Here is a 17,032-nt window from a genome sequence, read left to right on the forward strand (position 1 = left end):
TGTGGCAAGGGGCGCTCGGGCGGCTGGAGCGGCGCCGGGGATTTATCCGGACCGCATCGTGTTCGGCCAGACTATCGGTTTCGACAGTGTGTGGGGCGGTCCGTACCGCAGCTACACCGAAGGTCTGCTCACGTACTTTAACCACGTCAACGCGAAGGGCGGCGTCCATGGCCGCCGGCTGATTGTGAAGCGGCGCGAGGACAACTACGTGCCTGAGAAGACGGTCGCCAATGTGCAGGCGTTCCTTCAGGACGAAGTTTTCGGGCTGGTCTGCATGGCAGGCACCGGCAACACGCTTGCGGCGCTGCCGCTGATCGGGCAGCACCGGCTTCCGGTGGTCGGCACATTCACAGGCGCACCGGACGTGCGCCGCGATGCCGCGCCGTTGTTCCACACTCGCGGTGGCTACGTCGACGAAGTGATGCGCATGGTCCAGCATGCGGCCACGATCGGCCTGAAGCGGATCGCCGTGGTCTACCAGGACAACGCGTTCGGCAAGGTGAACGCCGATGCGGCGGTCGATGCGGCGCGCAAATACGGCGCAGAGATCGCCACCATGGTTGTTCATAGCGTGAAGGGCGACGACGTCGCCGCTGTCGTGGCAAAGCTGCGGGGCGCGAGGGCGCAAACCACGCTGCTGTTCACCGCGCCGCAATCGGTAACGGACATCCTGACGGCCCATCAGTCTCGGTATGGCCCATTGCCGTATCCGTGGATACTGTCTGTCACCTCGGCCAGGCAGGTGTTCGAAAAGGCTGGCGACCTGTCGCGCGGCGTGGCGGTCACGCAGATCATGCCCAACCCGGCCTCACGCGTTGTGCCGCTGGCGCGCGAATTCCAGGACGTGCTCGACAAGGCCGGCGTCAGCTACAACCGGACCTACGAGGCCGTGGAAGGATTCGTGACGGCGAAAGTGGTGGTCGAGGGCCTGCTTGCGTGCGGTGCCAATCCGACCCGGGAATTGTTCATCAGCAAGCTGGAGGCATTCGGCAAGCGCGAGTTTGGCGGCTTGCGCGTGCACTATGACCGCAACCGGCACAGCGGTCCCGACTATGTGGAAATCGCGATGATTGGCAACGGTGGCCGCATCATCAGCTGAAAAGAAGAGAGGCGCTGCCGGGCGCCTCTCTTGTGTCTCTTACTTCGACAACACCTTCATCGCCGATTCGAGCCCCGCCAGCGTGACGGGGTACATGCGACCCTTCATTAGCTGGTTGATAACCGTGATCGACTGGCGGTATTGCCACAAGCCTTCCGGTTCCGGGTTGAGCCAGACGAAGTGCGGGAACTGCTCGGTCACGCGGTTGAGCCACACCGAGCCGGCCTCGGTGTTGTTGTATTCGACCGAGCCGCCCGGTTGCAGGATCTCGTACGGGCTCATCGTCGCATCGCCGACGAAGATGACCTTGTAGTCGGGCGTGTACTTGTGCAGCAGATCCCACGTATTGAGCTTTTCAGCATGGCGGCGCCGGTTGTTGCGCCACACGTGGTCGTACAGGCAGTTGTGGAAGTAGTAGTACTCGAGGTGCTTGAACTCGGTCTTGGTCGCGGAGAACAGTTCTTCCACGCGCTTGATGTGGTCGTCCATCGAGCCGCCCACATCCATCAGCATCAGCACCTTGACCTTGTTATGGCGCTCGGGCCGCAGCTTGATGTCGAGCAGGCCGGCGTTGGCCGCGGTGGAGTGGATGGTGTCGTCGAGATCCAGCTCGGTGTCGGCGCCATCGCGCGCGAACCGGCGCAGGCGGCGCAGTGCGACCTTGATGTTGCGCGTGCCGAGCTCGACCTGATCGTCGTAGTCCTTGTAGGTGCGCGCGTCCCACACCTTGATCGCGGTGCGGTTGCCCTTGGACGGACCGCCGATGCGGATACCCTCGGGGTTGTAGCCGCCGTGCCCGAACGGCGAGGTGCCGCCCGTGCCGATCCACTTGTTGCCGCCCTCGTGCTTTTCCTTCTGCTCTTCGAGCAGTTGCTTCAGGCGCTCCATGAGCTTGTCGAGTCCGCCCATGGCCTCGATTTTTGCTTTTTCCTCGGGCGACAGCTCGCGTTCGAGCGTCTTCTGCAGCCAGTCGAGCGGGATGTCGGACTTCCAGTCGACCAGGCTTTCCACGCCCTTGAAGTACGCGCCGAAGGTCTGGTCGAACTTGTCGAAGTGCTTCTCGTCCTTGACCAGGGTCATGCGCGCCAGGTAGTAGAACTCGTCGATCGACGGCGTGATGACCTGGGCCTTGAGCGCCTCGAGCATGGTCAGGTATTCCTTGACCGAGACCGGCAGCTTGGCGTGGCGCAGCGAGAAGAAGAAGTCGATCAGCATGATGCCTCGCGATCAGTGTGGCAGCAGGCGGCGCGCTTCAGCGCGGCCGCTCGAGCTGGAATTGCAGGTGGTTGCGCACCGTCGGCCATTCGCTCGCGATGATCGAGAACACCACGGTGTCGCGTAGCGAGCCGTCCGGCATGCGCATGTGGTTGCGCAGCACGCCGTCCTGCTTCGCGCCCAGGCGCGCAATAGCCGTGCGGCTCTGGTGGTTCATCCAGTGCGTGCGGAACTCCACGGCAATGCATTCGAGCTGCTCGAACGCATGGCGCAGCAGCATCAGCTTGCACTCGGTGTTCAGCGGCGTGCGTTGAACACGTTGCGCGTACCACGTGGAGCCGATCTCGACGTGCCGGTTGGCGGCGTCGATGTTCATGTACGTCGTCATGCCGGCGAGCTGGCCACTTGCGTCGCGCACCGCGAAGGGCTGCATCGAGCCTTGCTGCTGCAGACCCAGACGCCGCGCGATCTCAGCTTCCATGCGCTCAGGCGCCGGCACGCTCGTGTACCAGAGTTTCCACAGGTCACCGTCCGCAGCCGCGGCACGCAGGCCTTCCGCATGCTCGGGCCGAAGTGGCTCGAGCGTGGCGTGACGTCCCGACAGTGTGACGGGCTGGATGAAATCGCTCATCAGCGGTTCGACCGGTTCATGAACACCAGCCGCTCGAACAGGTGCACGTCCTGCTCGTTCTTGAGCAGCGCGCCGTGCAGCGGCGGGATCGCGGCCTTCTTGTCCGGGCTCTTCAGCGCCTCGGGCGGGATGTCCTCGGCCATCAGAAGCTTGAGCCAGTCGATCAGTTCCGAGGTCGACGGCTTCTTCTTCAGGCCCGGAAGGTTGCGCATCTCGTAGAACGATTCCAGCGCGGCCGCCACCAGTTCGCGCTTGATGCCGGGGTAGTGCACGTCGACGATGCGCTGCATGGTCTCGGCATCGGGGAACTTGATGTAGTGGAAGAAGCAGCGGCGCAGGAACGCGTCGGGCAGTTCCTTCTCGTTGTTCGACGTGATGATCACCAGCGGACGGTGCCTGGCCTTCACGAGTTCGCGCGTCTCGTAGACGTAGAACTCCATGCGGTCGAGTTCGCGCAGCAGGTCGTTCGGGAATTCGATGTCGGCCTTGTCGATCTCGTCGATCAGCAGCACGATCTGCTCGTCGGCTTCGAACGCCTGCCACAGCACGCCCTTCACGATGTAGTTGCGGATGTCATGCACGCGGTCGTCGCCGAGCTGCGAATCGCGCAGGCGCGACACTGCGTCGTACTCGTACAGGCCCTGCTGTGCCTTGGTGGTGGACTTGATATGCCACTGCAGCAACGGCATGCCCAGCGCGGCGGCCACTTCCTCGGCCAGCATGGTCTTGCCCGTGCCGGGCTCGCCCTTGATCAGCAGCGGACGCTGCAGCGTGCGCGCGGCGTTGACGGCCAGCTTGAGGTCATCGGTGGCGACATACTGGTCACTACCTTCGAATTTGACCTGCTGGGAGGAGGCTTGGACGGAAGCGTTGGCGGTGTTGGACATGAGGCAACCTGAGGTGACGGCCGGCATCCGGCTGGATGATGCCGGGTCGGCGCATTGAGCGCAGTCTCTTCGCGCTGTGACGCGCGCTTTCTTTATGGAAACTGGATTCGCGAACGGTCGTTCGGATTCCCTGAATGGACGAGTATAAAAGACCTTTGCGGTTCGTGTTGGGACACGCTGACATCCCGGCCGCGCCCGGGGCCGTTGGCTGGACTGCCAGGTGCCGCCTGCTGTACAATGCGGCGGTTTGACGCGCCCCCACGTCCAGTTCTCCAGTATCCGGCAGTCCGCGTTCAGAAGTCCCTGCGGCCCTTCCGGGTCGCGGCGATTGCGAGAGGTGGTTCCAGAATGGTGTTCCACATCCCGGCAACGAACCGGATGCGAAAAGTCTGGCGGATTGCTCCCTGGCCGCTGGCTGCCAGGCTTCCCCCAGAAGCATTCTGAGACCGTCTCCGCCCGGCAGGGCAGGTCACGCACGGTTTAACTTCCAATCCGCAAAGACAATGAAAAAGCTCCTCACGATGGTGGTGCTGGGCGCGGCTGCAACGGCCGCACAGGCACAGGAAGTCAAGGGCAATGGAGACGCTGCCAAGGACAAGGTTGCAATGTGCATCGGATGCCACGGCATTCCGGGCTACCGTGCGTCGTTCCCCGAAGTCTATGAAGTGCCGATGCTGGGGGGCCAGAGCGCCAAGTACATCGAGAATGCGCTGAAGTCCTACCAGAAGGGCGATCGCAAGCACCCGACCATGCGCGGCATCGCCGCTTCGCTGTCCGATCAGGACATCGCCGACGTGGCTGCGTACTACTCGCAGCAGAAGGGCGGCTCGCAGAACAACTCCCTCAAGTAAGAGACACCGGATCATGAAGACGCTTCAGACGCTTTCGTTCGCGATTGGCGCACTCGTGCTGGGTGCCTCCGCTGCCACCGCCTCGGCGGCCGACCTCGCCGCCGGCAAGGCGCTCGTGGAAAAGGGCAACTGCGTGGCCTGTCATGGCCAGGGCCTGAACGCCCCGATCTCGCCGGACTATCCGAAGCTGGCCGGGCAGCATGCCGACTACCTCTACCACGCGCTGCTGTCGTACCAGGTTTCGGGCGTGCCGCAAGTGGGCCGCTCCAACGCGATCATGGCCGGCCAGGTCAATGCCAACCCGGCAGTCACGGGCAAGGATGGCAAGCCGCGTCCGTTCACGCGCAAGGAGCTGAAGGACATCGCCGCGTATATCGAGTCCCTGCCGGGTGACCTGGTGCTGAAGAAGTAAGCTGCACGCAGGGCAGGCTACAAAAAAGCCGCTTCAATATGAAGCGGCTTTTTGTTTTGCGGTGTACGCGAGGCATTGCCCCGCGTCTTGGGCTCAGTTGCCGCTGCCGCTTGCCAGTCGGCGGGCCTTGACGGCCTCGGCCAGCGTTTCCAGCACCTTGACCGATTCGTCCCAGCCGATGCACGCGTCGGTTACCGACTGGCCGTAGGTCAGGCTTTCTACCGGCGTACCCTGGACATGGTCCTGACGGCCTGCCACCAGGTGCGATTCGACCATCACGCCGACGATGCGGTCATCACCGGCGGCGAGCTGGCGGCCGATGTCTTCGCACACGGGAATCTGATTCTCGTGCTTCTTGCTGCTGTTGGCGTGCGAGGCATCGATCATCAGGCGAGCGGCCAGGCCCGCCTTGGCGATCGCATCGCACGCTTCCTGCACGCTCGCGGCGTCGTAGTTCGGCGCCTTGCCGCCGCGCAGGATAATGTGGCAGTCCTCGTTGCCGGAGGTCGACACGATCGCCGAATGGCCGCCTTTGGTCACCGACAGGAAATGGTGCGGCTGCGATGCAGCCTTGATAGCATCGACGGCGATCTTCACGTTGCCATCGGTGCCGTTCTTGAAGCCTACCGGGCACGACAGTCCCGACGCCAGCTCGCGGTGCACCTGCGACTCCGTCGTACGCGCGCCGATCGCGCCCCAGCTCACAAGGTCGGCGATGTACTGCGGGCTGATCATGTCGAGATACTCGGTGCCGGTCGGCACGCCTAGTTCGCTGATATTCAGCAGCAGTTCGCGCGCGGTGCGCAGGCCGTCGTTGATCTTGAAGCTGCCGTCCATGAACGGGTCGTTGATCAGGCCCTTCCAGCCCACCGTGGTACGCGGTTTTTCGAAGTAGACCCGCATCACGATTTCAAGCTCGTTGGCAAAGCGCTCGCGCTGGACCTTCAGCAGCTTCGCGTATTCGAGCGCGGCCTTGGTGTCGTGGATCGAGCACGGGCCGATGATGACGATCAGGCGGTCATCCATGCCGTGCAGGATCCGATGCATGGACTGGCGCGCGGCGTAGATCACGTCCGAGGCCTTTTCGGAGCAGGCGAACTCGCGGATCAGGTGCGCGGGCGGCAGCAGTTCCTTGAGTTCACGGATGCGCAGGTCGTCGGTGTTCTTCAGCATGATGGGTCCGGTCTTGTGAGGTCGTAGGTCTGGGCGAAACAAGTAAAAAGGCAGATATAAAAAAACCGCCAGTCTTGCTGGCGGTTTTTTCTTTTCGGTTCGGGGCGCTTACAGCCGTCCCTCCCTATCCGCCAGCGGTGTGGGTTCGCTAAAAAAGTAAAAGTAAAACTTAGCGGACATGGCGGAGAAGGATTTGGCTGAGGTCAGCTTGAATTCGATTTCGTTTCGAGGCGCGGCATTTATGCTGCGCCGCGTGACAACGGGGCAGAAAATTGCGCAGACACCGTCAAAAACTCGGGGTGCGGCGAGTCACTGCCGAAGTACGAAGCATCTTTATAGCGCGTTTTGTAAAAGTTGGCAAGTGTCGCGCCCAGCCCGCAGCCGGCCAGGGCGCGATCGCCATCGATTACGCCGTGCCGCCTACCGTCATGTTTTCGATGCGAAGCGTCGGCTGGCCGACGCCCACCGGCACGCTCTGGCCTTCCTTGCCACACACGCCCACGCCCGAGTCCAGCCGCATGTCGTTGCCGATCATGGTCACGTCCTTAAGCGATTCCGGGCCGTTGCCGACCAGCGTGGCGCCCTTGACGGGGTAGGTGATCTTCCCGTCCTCGATCATGTACGCCTCGCTCGCCGAGAACACGAACTTGCCGTTGGTGATATCGACCTGGCCGCCGCCGAAATTCACGGCATACAGACCCTTCTTCACGCTGGCGATGATCTCCTGCGGATCGCGGTCGCCGTTGAGCATGTAGGTGTTGGTCATGCGCGGCATCGGCAGCGCGGCGTAGCTTTCGCGGCGCGCGTTGCCGGTCACGGGCATCTTCATCAGGCGCGCGTTGAGCGTGTCCTGGATATAGCCACGCAGGATGCCGTCCTCGATCAGCGTGGTGCACTGGGTCGCGTTGCCTTCGTCGTCGAGGTTGAGCGAGCCGCGGCGGTTGGCCAGCGTTCCGTCGTCGACCACCGTCACGCCCTTGGCGGCCACGCGTTCGCCCATGCGGCCCGCGAAGGCCGACGAGCCCTTGCGGTTGAAGTCGCCCTCCAGGCCGTGGCCCACGGCTTCGTGCAGCAGCACGCCGGGCCAGCCCGGACCGAGCACCACGGTCATCGCGCCGGCCGGTGCGGGACGTGCGTCGAGGTTGACCAGCGCCGACGACACGGCCTCATCGACATACTTCTGCAGCAGTTCATCCGTGAAGTAGCCGTAGGCATATCGGCCGCCGCCGCCGGACGAACCCATCTCGCGTCGCCCGTTGTGTTCGGCGATGACGGTGACCGACACGCGCACGAGCGGGCGCACGTCCGCGGCGAGCACGCCGTCGCTGCGCGCCACCAGCACCACGTCATATTCGCCAGCCAGGCCAGCCATGACCTGCACGACGCGCGGATCCTTCGCGCGCGCCATGCGCTCGACGCGCTCGAGCAGGGCCACTTTCTCGGCAGCGGCCATCGAATCGAGCGGGTCGTTCGGCGTGTACAGGTTGCGGCCGGTTTGCGAGGCCAGTTCGCCAGCCACCTTGACGCGGCCGCTGCCGGCGCGGCCGATGGTGCGCGTGGCCGCGGCGGCCTGCGACAGCGCGGGCAGGCTGATGTCATCCGAATAGGCAAAGGCCGTCTTGTCGCCCGAGACCGCGCGTACACCGACGCCCTGGTCGATGCTGAAGCTGCCCGATTTGACGATGCCTTCTTCCAGGCTCCACGCCTCGTTGCGCGTGTACTGGAAATACAGGTCGGCATAGTCGACCTTGTGCGTGAAGATGTCGGCCAGTACGCGCTGCAGCTTGGCTTCGTCCAGGCCGTACGGCGCCAGCAGCAGTTGCTGCGCGGTGGCAAGGTTGCGGATTCCGAGATCGCCGGCGTTCATGAACAGTCCTTTTCTTTCTTGCAGATGCGCCGACATGGTCGCCGGCGTCGTGAATCAGGTTGGAAGGCGGAGTTACCGCCAATGCTACAGCACCCGGTGTCGCAGCGCGGGCAGGTTCTGTCGGACTTCGGCTAGCCGCGCCGGGTCGATCACGCCGCTGACCACCCCTTCGCCTTCGGGCAGCATGGCCAGCACTTCGCCCCATGGGTCGACCAGCATCGAATGGCCCCAGGTACGCCGGCCATTCTCGTGCTTGCCGCCCTGTGCCGCGGCAAGCACATAGCACTGGTTTTCGATCGCACGCGCACGCAACAGGATTTCCCAGTGTGCCTGTCCGGTGGTGTAGGTGAAGGCGGCGGGCATCAGGATCAGGCTCGCGCCGTCGCCGCCGGCCAGACCGCGATAGAGTTCAGGGAAGCGCAGGTCGTAGCACACCGACATTGCTACGCGTCCACATGGCGCGTCGAAGCTGACGGGCGTGTTGCCCGCGAGGATGGTGCGCGATTCGTCATAGCTTTCCGCGCCGCGCGTAAAGCCGAACAGGTGGATTTTGTCGTAGCGCGCCACGCGTTCGCCGCGCGGGTCGAACGCGAGCGACGTGTTGTAGACGCGGTCGTCGTCGCCGCACCACATCGGCAGGGTGCCCCCCACCAGCCAGACGCGGTGGCGCTTCGCGGCATCGGCCAGGAACCGTTGCACGGGGCCGTCGCCGTCCTGTTCGCGGATGGCGATCTTGTCGGATTCGCGCTGGCCCATCATGCAGAAGTATTCGGGCAACAGCACCAGTTCCGCGCCGCCGCGCGCGGCTTCGGCAATCAGCGATTCAGCACGTGCGAGGTTGGCGTCGAGCGACGTGCCGGTCACGGTCTGGATGGCGGCAACACGGAACGGGGCAGGGGCTTGCATGGGTCGTTTCCTCTGGCAGCGCGCCGCGGCGCGGGGATCAGCGCTGCAGGGCCGGCTCGGCGCGGTTCTGGTACGTCGGATGTTGCGGCTTATTGTCCCCCAGATTGCCGATCTGCGGGTTGGCCCAGCTGCCCGTGATGCGGTAGTGCTGCGTGAACACCTTGGAGAACTCGTCGGCAAACAGCAGCTGCGCGGCGAGCGTGCCGATACCCAGTACCGGGTTGATGAACGCCGCCGCCACCGACGTGGTGGTGGCGTTGATGCGCGGCACCACGCGCACATCGATGTCCTGGGTTTCGCGCAGCAGATTGGCCGATCCCGTCATGCTCGCAATGATCTGCGGGCTCTTCAGTTCGAAATCCTGGATGGTGCCGACGCCGTTCTCGATGGTTCCGGAACCGGTGATGCGGTCGAACAGCAGGCCGCGCCCCGACAGCGTGCGGAAATCCAGCGTGGCAAAGCGCAACAGGCCTTGCAGGCTGAGCACGCCGAGCAGGCGCGCGGCGCCCGGGTCGACGCTGAGGATCTGTCCGTTCTCAAGATCGATCGATAGCCGGCCAGTCAGAGTCGGGTAGTCGATCGACATCGGCGAGCCGCGCCACACCACGCGGCCTTCGAGCTTGCCCTTGCCGTCGCGCAGCGTGTGCGGCAGGCCCAGCCGTTCCAGCGTTGCGCCCGCGTCACGGATGTCGATGGCAAAGGTCAGCGCCGTGCGGCGCGGGGCATTGGCCGCGTCGCCGTCGCGCAGCCGGCGCGGCACGCGCCACGTGCCGCTGCCGGTCAGCGTGGCACCAGGCTGGTCGATCAGCAGCCGCTCCAGCGTCCAGACTGGTTCGTCGCCGCTCTTGCTGCTGTGAGCCACTACCTCGAGCTTGCCGAAGTCATGCCCGTGCAGCGTGAACTGCTCGGCGACCAGGTCGATGGACGGCAGGGTGTCGATGCTGTTGGCGATCGCGTCGACGACATTGTGTTCGTCGTTCGCATCGGGCACGTTCAGACGGCTCAGGCGCAGGCGCATGGCGCCGGAACCGGACGGCCCTTCGGCGCGCCATTGCATATTGCCGGCGATCTGGCGCGATTCCAGCTTGACGTCCCAGCCGGCGGCCTCGCGCGCCGCATCGACCGTGACGTCGTCGAGCGTGCGACCCGCGGCGTGCAGCGTGCGCATGCGTGCGTTGATGCGCTCAGGCAGGAACGCCGGCGGGCTGGCGCGATGGCTGCCATCGCCCTGCGTGCTGCCAAGGCTGGCCAGTGCCGCGCGCCAGCCGTCGAAATCGAACTGGTCGAGCGTGGCCACGGCCGTGACGCCGCTTGCGGGCAAGGACGCGGCCTGTTGCAGGCCGATACCGCCGGCCACCACCTCGGTGTCGCCGCCATTGCGGTCCGAGCGCAGCAGATAGCGCGCGTTGAGCGCGCCGCCAAGCTGGACCACTACCTCTTCCAGGCCGGTGCGTCCCGGAGCGGGCCGCAGGTCGAAGCGCAGCGGCATGTCTTGCGCGGCGGTCTTGGCCAGCGGCGCGGGCAGGCCGATGGCCATGCCGTTGAGGTCCGAGTTGACCTGGACCTGCGTCTGCTTCTCGTGCGAACTGAACACCGCGCTGTAAGCGGTACTGCCTTCCAGGCGGGCCGCCAGCGTGGCCAGCGAAGAACCCGTTGCCGCTTCGCGCATGCCGGCTCCCGTGGCATTGCCGTTCGCGGTCACGCGCACGCTGCCGTCGGGCTGCGATCCACCGCCGATGCTCACTTCGCCACCGAGGAAGCGGGCACGCATGTTCTCCAGCTGGAAGCCATGCTCGTTGAAGGCAATAACGCCGCTGGCGCCGCTCAGTTGCGGGATCTGCGGATTGAGCACGACGTCGTTGCCCGGAAACCGGAAGCTGCCCTCGACGCGCGTGGCGTTGGCGTTGGTCAGCGGCATATCGAGCTTGAGCTTGAGTTCGCCGTTGCCCTGCGCGCGCGCGTTGTCCGCAAAGTGTCCGGTCCACTCGCGCACGGGTGAGGCCGCCATATAGCGCAGGAAGCCCTGGACGGCGCCGCTCGCACCGCCGTCTATCTCCAGGCGGCCGTGGTCGCTGAGGTCATCGATGCCGCCGTTCACGTCCTGCAGCGTCACGCCGGCAATGCCCAGGACGGTGGCGCGGCGGGCCACGAACGACATGCCGCCGCGCTCGAACAGCACCTGGCCGTCGATATCGGCAAACGTTGGCCACAGCGGAGCGCCCCCGGGGGCGGTGTCGTGCGCGGCGATCTGGTACCTGACCTGCCGGATCGGTACTTCGACACGGAAATCGCCGGCTTTTTCGTACGGTCCATGGAACGGGAAATGCGTCAGGTCGCCCTTGAGCACGAAGCGCACGCCGCTCGCTTCGCCGCCGGCCAGCGCGCCCGCCAGGTAGTGGCGCGTGCCGCTGGGAATGCCCGTCGGCAGATAGCGCGGCACGCGCGCGACCTGCGCGCGGCTCAGTTCGCCGCTCAGGTCGGCAATGCCGGATGCGCTGTCGCCGCCGGTGCGCCACGTGCCGTTCACGCTGCCGGCCGTGTCGGCATTGGCAAAGCGGAGGTTCTCCACATTGACGGCTGTGTTGCCATCCTGGCGGGTCCAGCGCACATCGCCGCTGAGCTGGTCGAAGGGCAGGCGCGGCTCGTCGAACATGCCGGGAAGGACCAGCGCGGCATTGCTGCCTTCGACATGCACCTTGCCCTGCCGGTCATCGAAACTGAACGTGCCAGACAGGTTGGCAAAGCCCGGCACGCCCAGGTTCGGCTTGCCGTTGGGCCCGACAGCGGGCACTGCCGGCTGGCCATTGACCGACACATTGCGCAGTGTGCCCTGAACGGTGTAGTGGGCCTTGCCCGGGCGGCGTTCGAGCACACCCGCGCGGTCGCGATTCCAGTTCACGTTCAGGTTGTCGATATGGCCTGCCGGCTGCAAGGCGCGCAACTGGCGCAGCACCGCGGTATCGATCGGCATCGACGTGGCCAGTGCTCGCACTGTGTTGAGGTCGAACGTCGGCGCCTTCAGCGTGAACTTGCGCAACTGGTCCTTGTTATCTCGGGCCCATCCCAGCGTGACCTGCCGCATGCCTTCGCGCCAGGCGGTGTCGCTGGCGGAGGGCGGGCCGGCAGCCGGGCGAGGCTGCCACAGCAGGGTGTTGATGGTCAGCAGGTTGTTGCCTTCTCGGTCGCTGCGATGCACGAGGAAGGCCTGCGTATTGGCGAGTTGCAGGGCTTCGCTGGCGCCTGCGAGTTGCAGGTCGATGCCGCTGCCGCGCAGTCGCGCCTGGCTGCGCACGATGCGGCCGCCGCTGAACTCCACGGTACCGTCGGTGCTGAAGCTGCCACCCGACACGCGTTCGAACACGGTCAGGTAGCGTTGCACCACCGGTAGTTGCAGTTGCGTCACGTCCCAGCTTGCCTGCCCCGACCAGTAGCGCCAGTTGCCGGCGCTGTGCAGGTAGTCGTGGCGCAGGCTCGCGCGCAACACCAGCGGCCGCGGCGCCAGCGCTTCGGACTGCGCCTCCAGGCTGATCTCGTGGTGCAGGCCATTGCGCTGGGCGCTGAAGTGGATCTGGGCCACGTCGAGTTGCGGCAGGCGGCCCTTTTCGTCCAGCCAGCGCAGCTTGCCGTCCCTCAGCTCCATATTGCCCTGGCCCATCAGCCAGTCAAGGAAGCGGTTGTCGTCGGGCTTGCCGCGGGCAGTATCGACGGCCATGCCCGCGACGAGCAGCTTGCCTTCGGTCGTGCGGCGCACAAGCACATCGGTCCCCGAAGCATCGAGCGTCACGAACTGCAGGTCCATGCTGAACAGCGAGCGCCAGGCCAGCTTGCCGTCCAGTGCACCGGCCGCGAGCAGCGTGCGCTGCTGGGCATCGACCAGCTTGAGGCCGCGTGCGCGGAAGGCCGGATGCCAGCCGTCCCAATAGGTATCGAGCGAATCGATGGTCAGTTTGGCCGACAGCGCCAGCGTGCCGCGGTCTTCCAGCCATTGCCGCGCGGCAGACGCCTGCGGCCAGAGCACAAAACGGATCAGCAGGCCAGCCACAAGGGCCAGCGCAGCCAAAGCCAGGGCCAGGCGGGCCAGCGTGCGGCCCAGTCCGCGCCAGACCGGATGGCGCACCGCGGCGCGCAGCGACCCGGCGCAAAGGCGTGCAAACGCGCGCAGGCGATCGGCAGGCGAAACCGGCGTCGGGGCAGCAGGGGATGCAATGGAAGGGGCCAGGCCGGCGACGGCCTCCTGGCTACCCGCGCCCGCATTGGGGTTGGAGCCGTCAGCGGGGTTTGGGGCGCGGCTGGACATGCGCAGATTATCCGACAATACTAGCCGCTCTCCAATCTGGCGCCCGGCCTTTGTATGTTGCAAACAGTTGACACGCAAGGGATGCCGCGGGCGCGCCGCACCTGTCCCTGCATTTCAAGTTACTGGAATGACTGCCTCTGATCCGACGAGTTCCGCCGCGGGCACCACCGCCGAAATCCAACCCGGTCAATATGGCGCAGGCGCCACGGGCCAGCCGTTATGCGACATGGCCTGCGGCGCATTCGCCACTACCGCTGCCACAGGGCCGGAACCGGTCGATTTCGAGGGCCACGTATTGTACTCGGCCTCGTACTCGCATTACGCAAGGCGTGTCCTCCTGGCCAGGCCGGAGCTGCCGGGCATCGTTTCCGCCGCTGCGGCGCAGCCGCTGACCAGGGCCTGGATGAGCGAGCGCCTGAAGGCCTTGCAGGAGCCTTCGGCCGACATGGAGGAGTCCGTCAAGCGCGCCCTGCGGCGTCTGCGTGCCGAGGTCATGTGCGTGGCGATCGAGCGAGACCTGCGCGGCCAGGCGACGCTGGCCGAAGTCACGGGTGCGATGACCGACCTTGCCGAGCTTTGCATCCAGCACGGCCTGGCCATGCTCGGCGACGACCTGGCCGCGACTTACGGCAGGCCGGTCGGCGAACAGAGCGGGGAGGTGCAGGAGCTTGTTGTGGTCGGCATGGGCAAGCTGGGCGGCCGCGAACTCAATGTGTCGTCCGATATCGACCTGATCTTCCTGTACGACGAAGACGGCGAGACCCGCGGCGGCACGCGCAGCCTGTCCAACCATGAGTACTTCATCCGGCTCGGCCGGCGCCTGATCAACCTGCTGGCCGACGTGACCGGCGACGGCTACGTGTTCCGCGTCGACATGCGCCTGCGGCCCAACGGCGACGCGGGTCCGCTTGCCTGCAGCTTCGGCATGCTCGAGGAATACCTCGTGGTGCAGGGCCGCGAATGGGAGCGCTATGCGTGGATCAAGGGCAGGGTAGTGTCGGCGCTCGACACCCCGCATGCCGAGCGCACGGCGGCGCTGCTCGCGCGGCTAACCACGCCGTTCGTGTTCCGGCGCTACCTGGACTACGGCGTGATCGCGGCAATCCGCTCGCTGCACGCCCAGATCCGCAGCGAGGCGGCGAAGCGCAGCGGCGGCCTGGCCGGGCATGGCGTCAACCAGCGTTCGTTCAATATCAAGCTCGGCCGCGGCGGCATCCGCGAGATCGAGTTCATGGCGCAGGTGTTCCAACTGATCCGAGGCGGGCAGGACCCCGCGCTGCGCGTGCGGCCGACGCTCGAGGTGCTGGCCGTCGCCGTCGACCGCGGCCTGCTGCCCGCAGCCCAGGCCGCGCAACTCTGCGATGCCTACCGCTTCCTGCGCCAGCTCGAACACCGCTTGCAGTATCGCGACGACGCCCAGACCCACCACCTGCCGACCACGCCGGAAGAACAGCTCGCAGTCGCGCAGATGATGGGCTGCGCCGACTGGGCCGCGCTGACCGACAAGCTCGCGGCGCTGCAGGAGCCGGTCGCGCAGCAGTTCGAGGCCACGTTCTCGGACCCCGACGCCTCGCCGTGCGAGGCGCTTTGGCCAGGCATCGTGCTCGAAGACCAGCAGGCGCGCAGCACACAGGACGGGCCCGACCAGAGCGGTCCGGATACGGAGGTGTCGCCATGCCAGCGCCTGCAGGAAGCAGGCTTTACCGATTGCACCGGGCTGTTCGACAGGTTGCGCGCGATCGCCACATCACTGCGCTACCGCGCGCTGTCCGAATCGAGCCGCGTGCGTTTTGACCAGCTGGTCAACCGTGCACTCGATCTTGCGGCCAGGCAGAAGGACGCGGACAGCACCATTACGCGCTTTATCGATTTCCTGGAGGCGATCAGCCGCCGCGCATCATATCTGTCGCTGCTGTCGGAATACCCGCAGGCCATGGACCGCGTCGCGCATACGCTGCATGCGTCGCGCTGGGCGGCCGCCTACCTGACGCGCCATCCGCAACTACTTGACGAGCTGCTGGACAGCGATGCGCTGGCGGGCGCGCCCGACTGGCCCGCATTCCGGCGCCGGCTGGCCGAGCGGCTGCTGGCCGCGGACGGCCAGATCGAGCAGCAGATGGACGTCCTGCGCCGCGAGCATCATGCCGAGACCTTCCGCATCCTGCTGCAGGATCTGCAGGGGCTGCTGACTGTCGAGCAGATTGCGGACCGGCTGTCCGACCTGGCCGATGCCATGCTGGAGGCCACGCTGGAAACCGTCTGGCGGCAGCTCGCCACGCGCCATTGCGACAAGCCGCGCTTCGCCGTGATTGCCTACGGGCGCCTGGGCGGCAAGGAACTCGGCTATGCCTCGGACCTCGACATCATCTTCCTGTATGAAGACGAGCACGAGCGCGCGCCGGACGTCTACGCCGCGTACGCGCGGCGCCTGATCACCTGGCTGACGAGCCATACCGCAGCCGGCTCGCTGTTCGACGTGGACATGCGCCTGCGCCCGAACGGCGCGGCGGGACTGCTCGTGACGAGCTTCGACGCGTTCCGCCGCTACCAGCTTCGCGAAGGCGACAACACCGCCTGGGTGTGGGAGCACCAGGCGCTCACGCGTGCACGCTTTTGCGCGGGCGATACTTCGATCGGCGCACGCTTCGAAGCGCTGCGTGACGAGATCCTGCGCCAGCCGCGCGATGCCGCCGCACTGCGCGACGAGATCGTGCAGATGCGCGGCAAGGTGGCTGAGGGGCATCCCAACCCGACACCACTGTTCGACCTGAAGCATGACCGCGGCGGCATGGTGGATATCGAGTTCACCGTGCAGTATCTCGTGCTGCTGCACAGCGGGACGCATCCGCAGCTCACGCGTAACGCGGGCAATATCGCGCTGCTGCGTGAAGCCGGTGAGCTGGGGCTGATCGACGCCCCGCTGGCCGTGCAGGTTGGCGACGCCTATCGGCAGTTCCGCGCGCTGCAGCACCAGTTGCGGCTCGACGGGCAGGCCCACGCGCGCGTGCCCGCCGAGCAAGTGGCCGAACAGACGGCGCACGTACGGGCCCTCTGGCAGGCCGTATTCGGTGCTGGCTGATCCGAGCCGGGCCGGCGCGACATGGCCGGGCATGCTGGCCGCGATCGGCGCGGTGTGGATACTGTCCGCGCTGATGAGCTTCGTGCCATGGCTGCACGCGCATGGCCTCTACCTGCGCGATGCCGTGCGGACCGGGAACGAGTGGTGGCGACTCGTCACCGCCATGTGGGTCCACCTGGACTGGCGCCATTGGCTTGCCGATGCCTGTGCCGCGGCGGGTTTGCTGCTGCTGGCCGGCCGCGTGGCGCGCGCGCGCGCGGCGCTGGCGGTATTGGTGGTCTGCGGCATCGCCGTGCAGGTGGCGTTACTGCGCGTACCGGCGATCGGCTGGTATGGGGGGCTGTCGGGCGCACTGCACGGGCTGGCGCTCTGGGGCGCACTGAGCCTGCTGCGCGAGCCGGGCTTGCCACGTGCGATCGGTGTGCTGCTGAGCCTTGGCGTGATCGTCAAGGTGTGGCTCGAACAATCGTGGCTCGCGCCGGTGGTGTTCGATCCGTCATGGGGGTTTGGCGTGGTTCGTGCCGCTCATGCGGCCGGCGCCGTGGCCGGTCTTGCCTGCTGGCTGCTGCAGGACTGGTGGCGGGGCCGGCACGCGCGGGCCCCGCATTGAAGACG

At 65.9% G+C, this 17,032-nt stretch carries 12 protein-coding genes; 5 read left to right on the top strand and 7 right to left on the bottom strand.

What is annotated here, in order from left to right; all coding sequences use genetic code 11:
• Positions 1-58 precede the first annotated feature (58 nt).
• Positions 59-1,099, top strand: coding sequence for an ABC transporter substrate-binding protein (locus tag K2O51_RS17600; protein ID WP_220631445.1), 1,041 nt, complete (start codon positions 59-61; stop codon positions 1,097-1,099).
• Positions 1,100-1,138: 39 nt separating this feature from the next.
• On the opposite strand, the gene K2O51_RS17605 is transcribed toward K2O51_RS17600, so the two are convergent.
• Genes K2O51_RS17605 through K2O51_RS17615 form a run of 3 tightly spaced genes read right to left on the bottom strand, consistent with a single transcriptional unit; the run spans position 1,139 to position 3,832 of the window.
• Positions 1,139-2,314, bottom strand: a complete 1,176-nt coding sequence (locus K2O51_RS17605; RefSeq protein WP_220631446.1) for a vWA domain-containing protein — start codon at positions 2,312-2,314, stop codon at positions 1,139-1,141.
• Positions 2,315-2,351: 37 nt separating this feature from the next.
• Positions 2,352-2,945 carry a GNAT family N-acetyltransferase gene (locus tag K2O51_RS17610; protein ID WP_220631447.1) on the bottom strand — a complete coding sequence of 198 codons (594 nt, stop codon included), beginning with the start codon at positions 2,943-2,945 and terminating at the stop codon, positions 2,352-2,354.
• Positions 2,945-3,832 carry an AAA family ATPase gene (locus K2O51_RS17615; RefSeq protein WP_220631448.1) on the bottom strand — a complete coding sequence of 296 codons (888 nt, stop codon included), beginning with the start codon at positions 3,830-3,832 and terminating at the stop codon, positions 2,945-2,947. Before K2O51_RS17615 ends, K2O51_RS17610 begins: the two co-directional genes overlap by 1 nt.
• A gap of 503 nt (positions 3,833-4,335) precedes the next feature.
• Between K2O51_RS17615 and K2O51_RS17620 the strand changes: the two genes are divergently transcribed.
• On the top strand, positions 4,336-4,683 hold the full coding sequence (locus K2O51_RS17620) for a c-type cytochrome (RefSeq protein ID WP_011297207.1): 348 nt from the start codon (positions 4,336-4,338) through the stop codon (positions 4,681-4,683).
• Positions 4,684-4,696: 13 nt separating this feature from the next.
• Entirely contained in the window at positions 4,697-5,095 is a 399-nt protein-coding gene (locus K2O51_RS17625; RefSeq protein ID WP_011297208.1) for a c-type cytochrome, read from the top strand.
• A 93-nt stretch (positions 5,096-5,188) separates the two neighbouring features.
• On the opposite strand, the gene aroG is transcribed toward K2O51_RS17625, so the two are convergent.
• The 4 genes from aroG to K2O51_RS17645 form a co-directional block, all read right to left on the bottom strand.
• Positions 5,189-6,268, bottom strand: coding sequence for a 3-deoxy-7-phosphoheptulonate synthase AroG (aroG, locus tag K2O51_RS17630; RefSeq protein ID WP_140950138.1), 1,080 nt, complete (start codon positions 6,266-6,268; stop codon positions 5,189-5,191).
• 406 nt (positions 6,269-6,674) lie between these two features.
• Positions 6,675-8,135, bottom strand: coding sequence for a metalloprotease TldD (tldD, locus tag K2O51_RS17635; protein ID WP_041679861.1), 1,461 nt, complete (start codon positions 8,133-8,135; stop codon positions 6,675-6,677).
• 84 nt (positions 8,136-8,219) lie between these two features.
• Positions 8,220-9,041 (bottom strand): carbon-nitrogen hydrolase family protein, encoded by an 822-nt coding sequence (locus K2O51_RS17640; RefSeq protein WP_011297211.1) that lies wholly within the window; start codon positions 9,039-9,041, stop codon positions 8,220-8,222.
• A 37-nt stretch (positions 9,042-9,078) separates the two neighbouring features.
• Positions 9,079-13,338 (bottom strand): YhdP family protein, encoded by a 4,260-nt coding sequence (locus tag K2O51_RS17645; RefSeq protein WP_220631449.1) that lies wholly within the window; start codon positions 13,336-13,338, stop codon positions 9,079-9,081.
• A 226-nt stretch (positions 13,339-13,564) separates the two neighbouring features.
• Here K2O51_RS17645 and glnE point away from each other — a divergent pair, with 226 nt between their 5' ends.
• Positions 13,565-16,417, top strand: a complete 2,853-nt coding sequence (gene glnE / locus K2O51_RS17650) for a bifunctional [glutamate--ammonia ligase]-adenylyl-L-tyrosine phosphorylase/[glutamate--ammonia-ligase] adenylyltransferase (protein ID WP_483413830.1) — start codon at positions 13,565-13,567, stop codon at positions 16,415-16,417.
• Between the two features lie 31 nt (positions 16,418-16,448).
• Complete coding sequence (gene rrtA, locus K2O51_RS17655) at positions 16,449-17,027, top strand: rhombosortase (protein WP_011297214.1); 579 nt, start codon at positions 16,449-16,451, stop codon at positions 17,025-17,027.
• Positions 17,028-17,032 lie beyond the last annotated feature (5 nt).

It is taken from the genome of Cupriavidus pinatubonensis (assembly GCF_019602855.1).
GTDB lineage: Bacteria > Pseudomonadota > Gammaproteobacteria > Burkholderiales > Burkholderiaceae > Cupriavidus > Cupriavidus pinatubonensis.

Bases quoted from the DNA above. Each gene is read 5' to 3' on its own strand.
- K2O51_RS17610 (WP_220631447.1), bottom strand. From the start codon at position 2,945: ATGAGCGATTTCATCCAGCCCGTCACACTGTCGGGACGTCACGCCACG.
- K2O51_RS17640 (WP_011297211.1), bottom strand. From the start codon at position 9,041: ATGCAAGCCCCTGCCCCGTTCCGTGTTGCCGCCATCCAGACCGTGACC.
- K2O51_RS17625 (WP_011297208.1), top strand. From the start codon at position 4,697: ATGAAGACGCTTCAGACGCTTTCGTTCGCGATTGGCGCACTCGTGCTG.
- K2O51_RS17605 (WP_220631446.1), bottom strand. From the start codon at position 2,314: ATGCTGATCGACTTCTTCTTCTCGCTGCGCCACGCCAAGCTGCCGGTC.
- aroG (WP_140950138.1), bottom strand. From the start codon at position 6,268: ATGCTGAAGAACACCGACGACCTGCGCATCCGTGAACTCAAGGAACTG.
- glnE (WP_483413830.1), top strand. From the start codon at position 13,565: ATGGCCTGCGGCGCATTCGCCACTACCGCTGCCACAGGGCCGGAACCG.
- K2O51_RS17620 (WP_011297207.1), top strand. From the start codon at position 4,336: ATGAAAAAGCTCCTCACGATGGTGGTGCTGGGCGCGGCTGCAACGGCC.
- K2O51_RS17645 (WP_220631449.1), bottom strand. From the start codon at position 13,338: ATGTCCAGCCGCGCCCCAAACCCCGCTGACGGCTCCAACCCCAATGCG.
- tldD (WP_041679861.1), bottom strand. From the start codon at position 8,135: ATGAACGCCGGCGATCTCGGAATCCGCAACCTTGCCACCGCGCAGCAA.
- K2O51_RS17615 (WP_220631448.1), bottom strand. From the start codon at position 3,832: ATGTCCAACACCGCCAACGCTTCCGTCCAAGCCTCCTCCCAGCAGGTC.
- rrtA (WP_011297214.1), top strand. From the start codon at position 16,449: ATGCTGGCCGCGATCGGCGCGGTGTGGATACTGTCCGCGCTGATGAGC.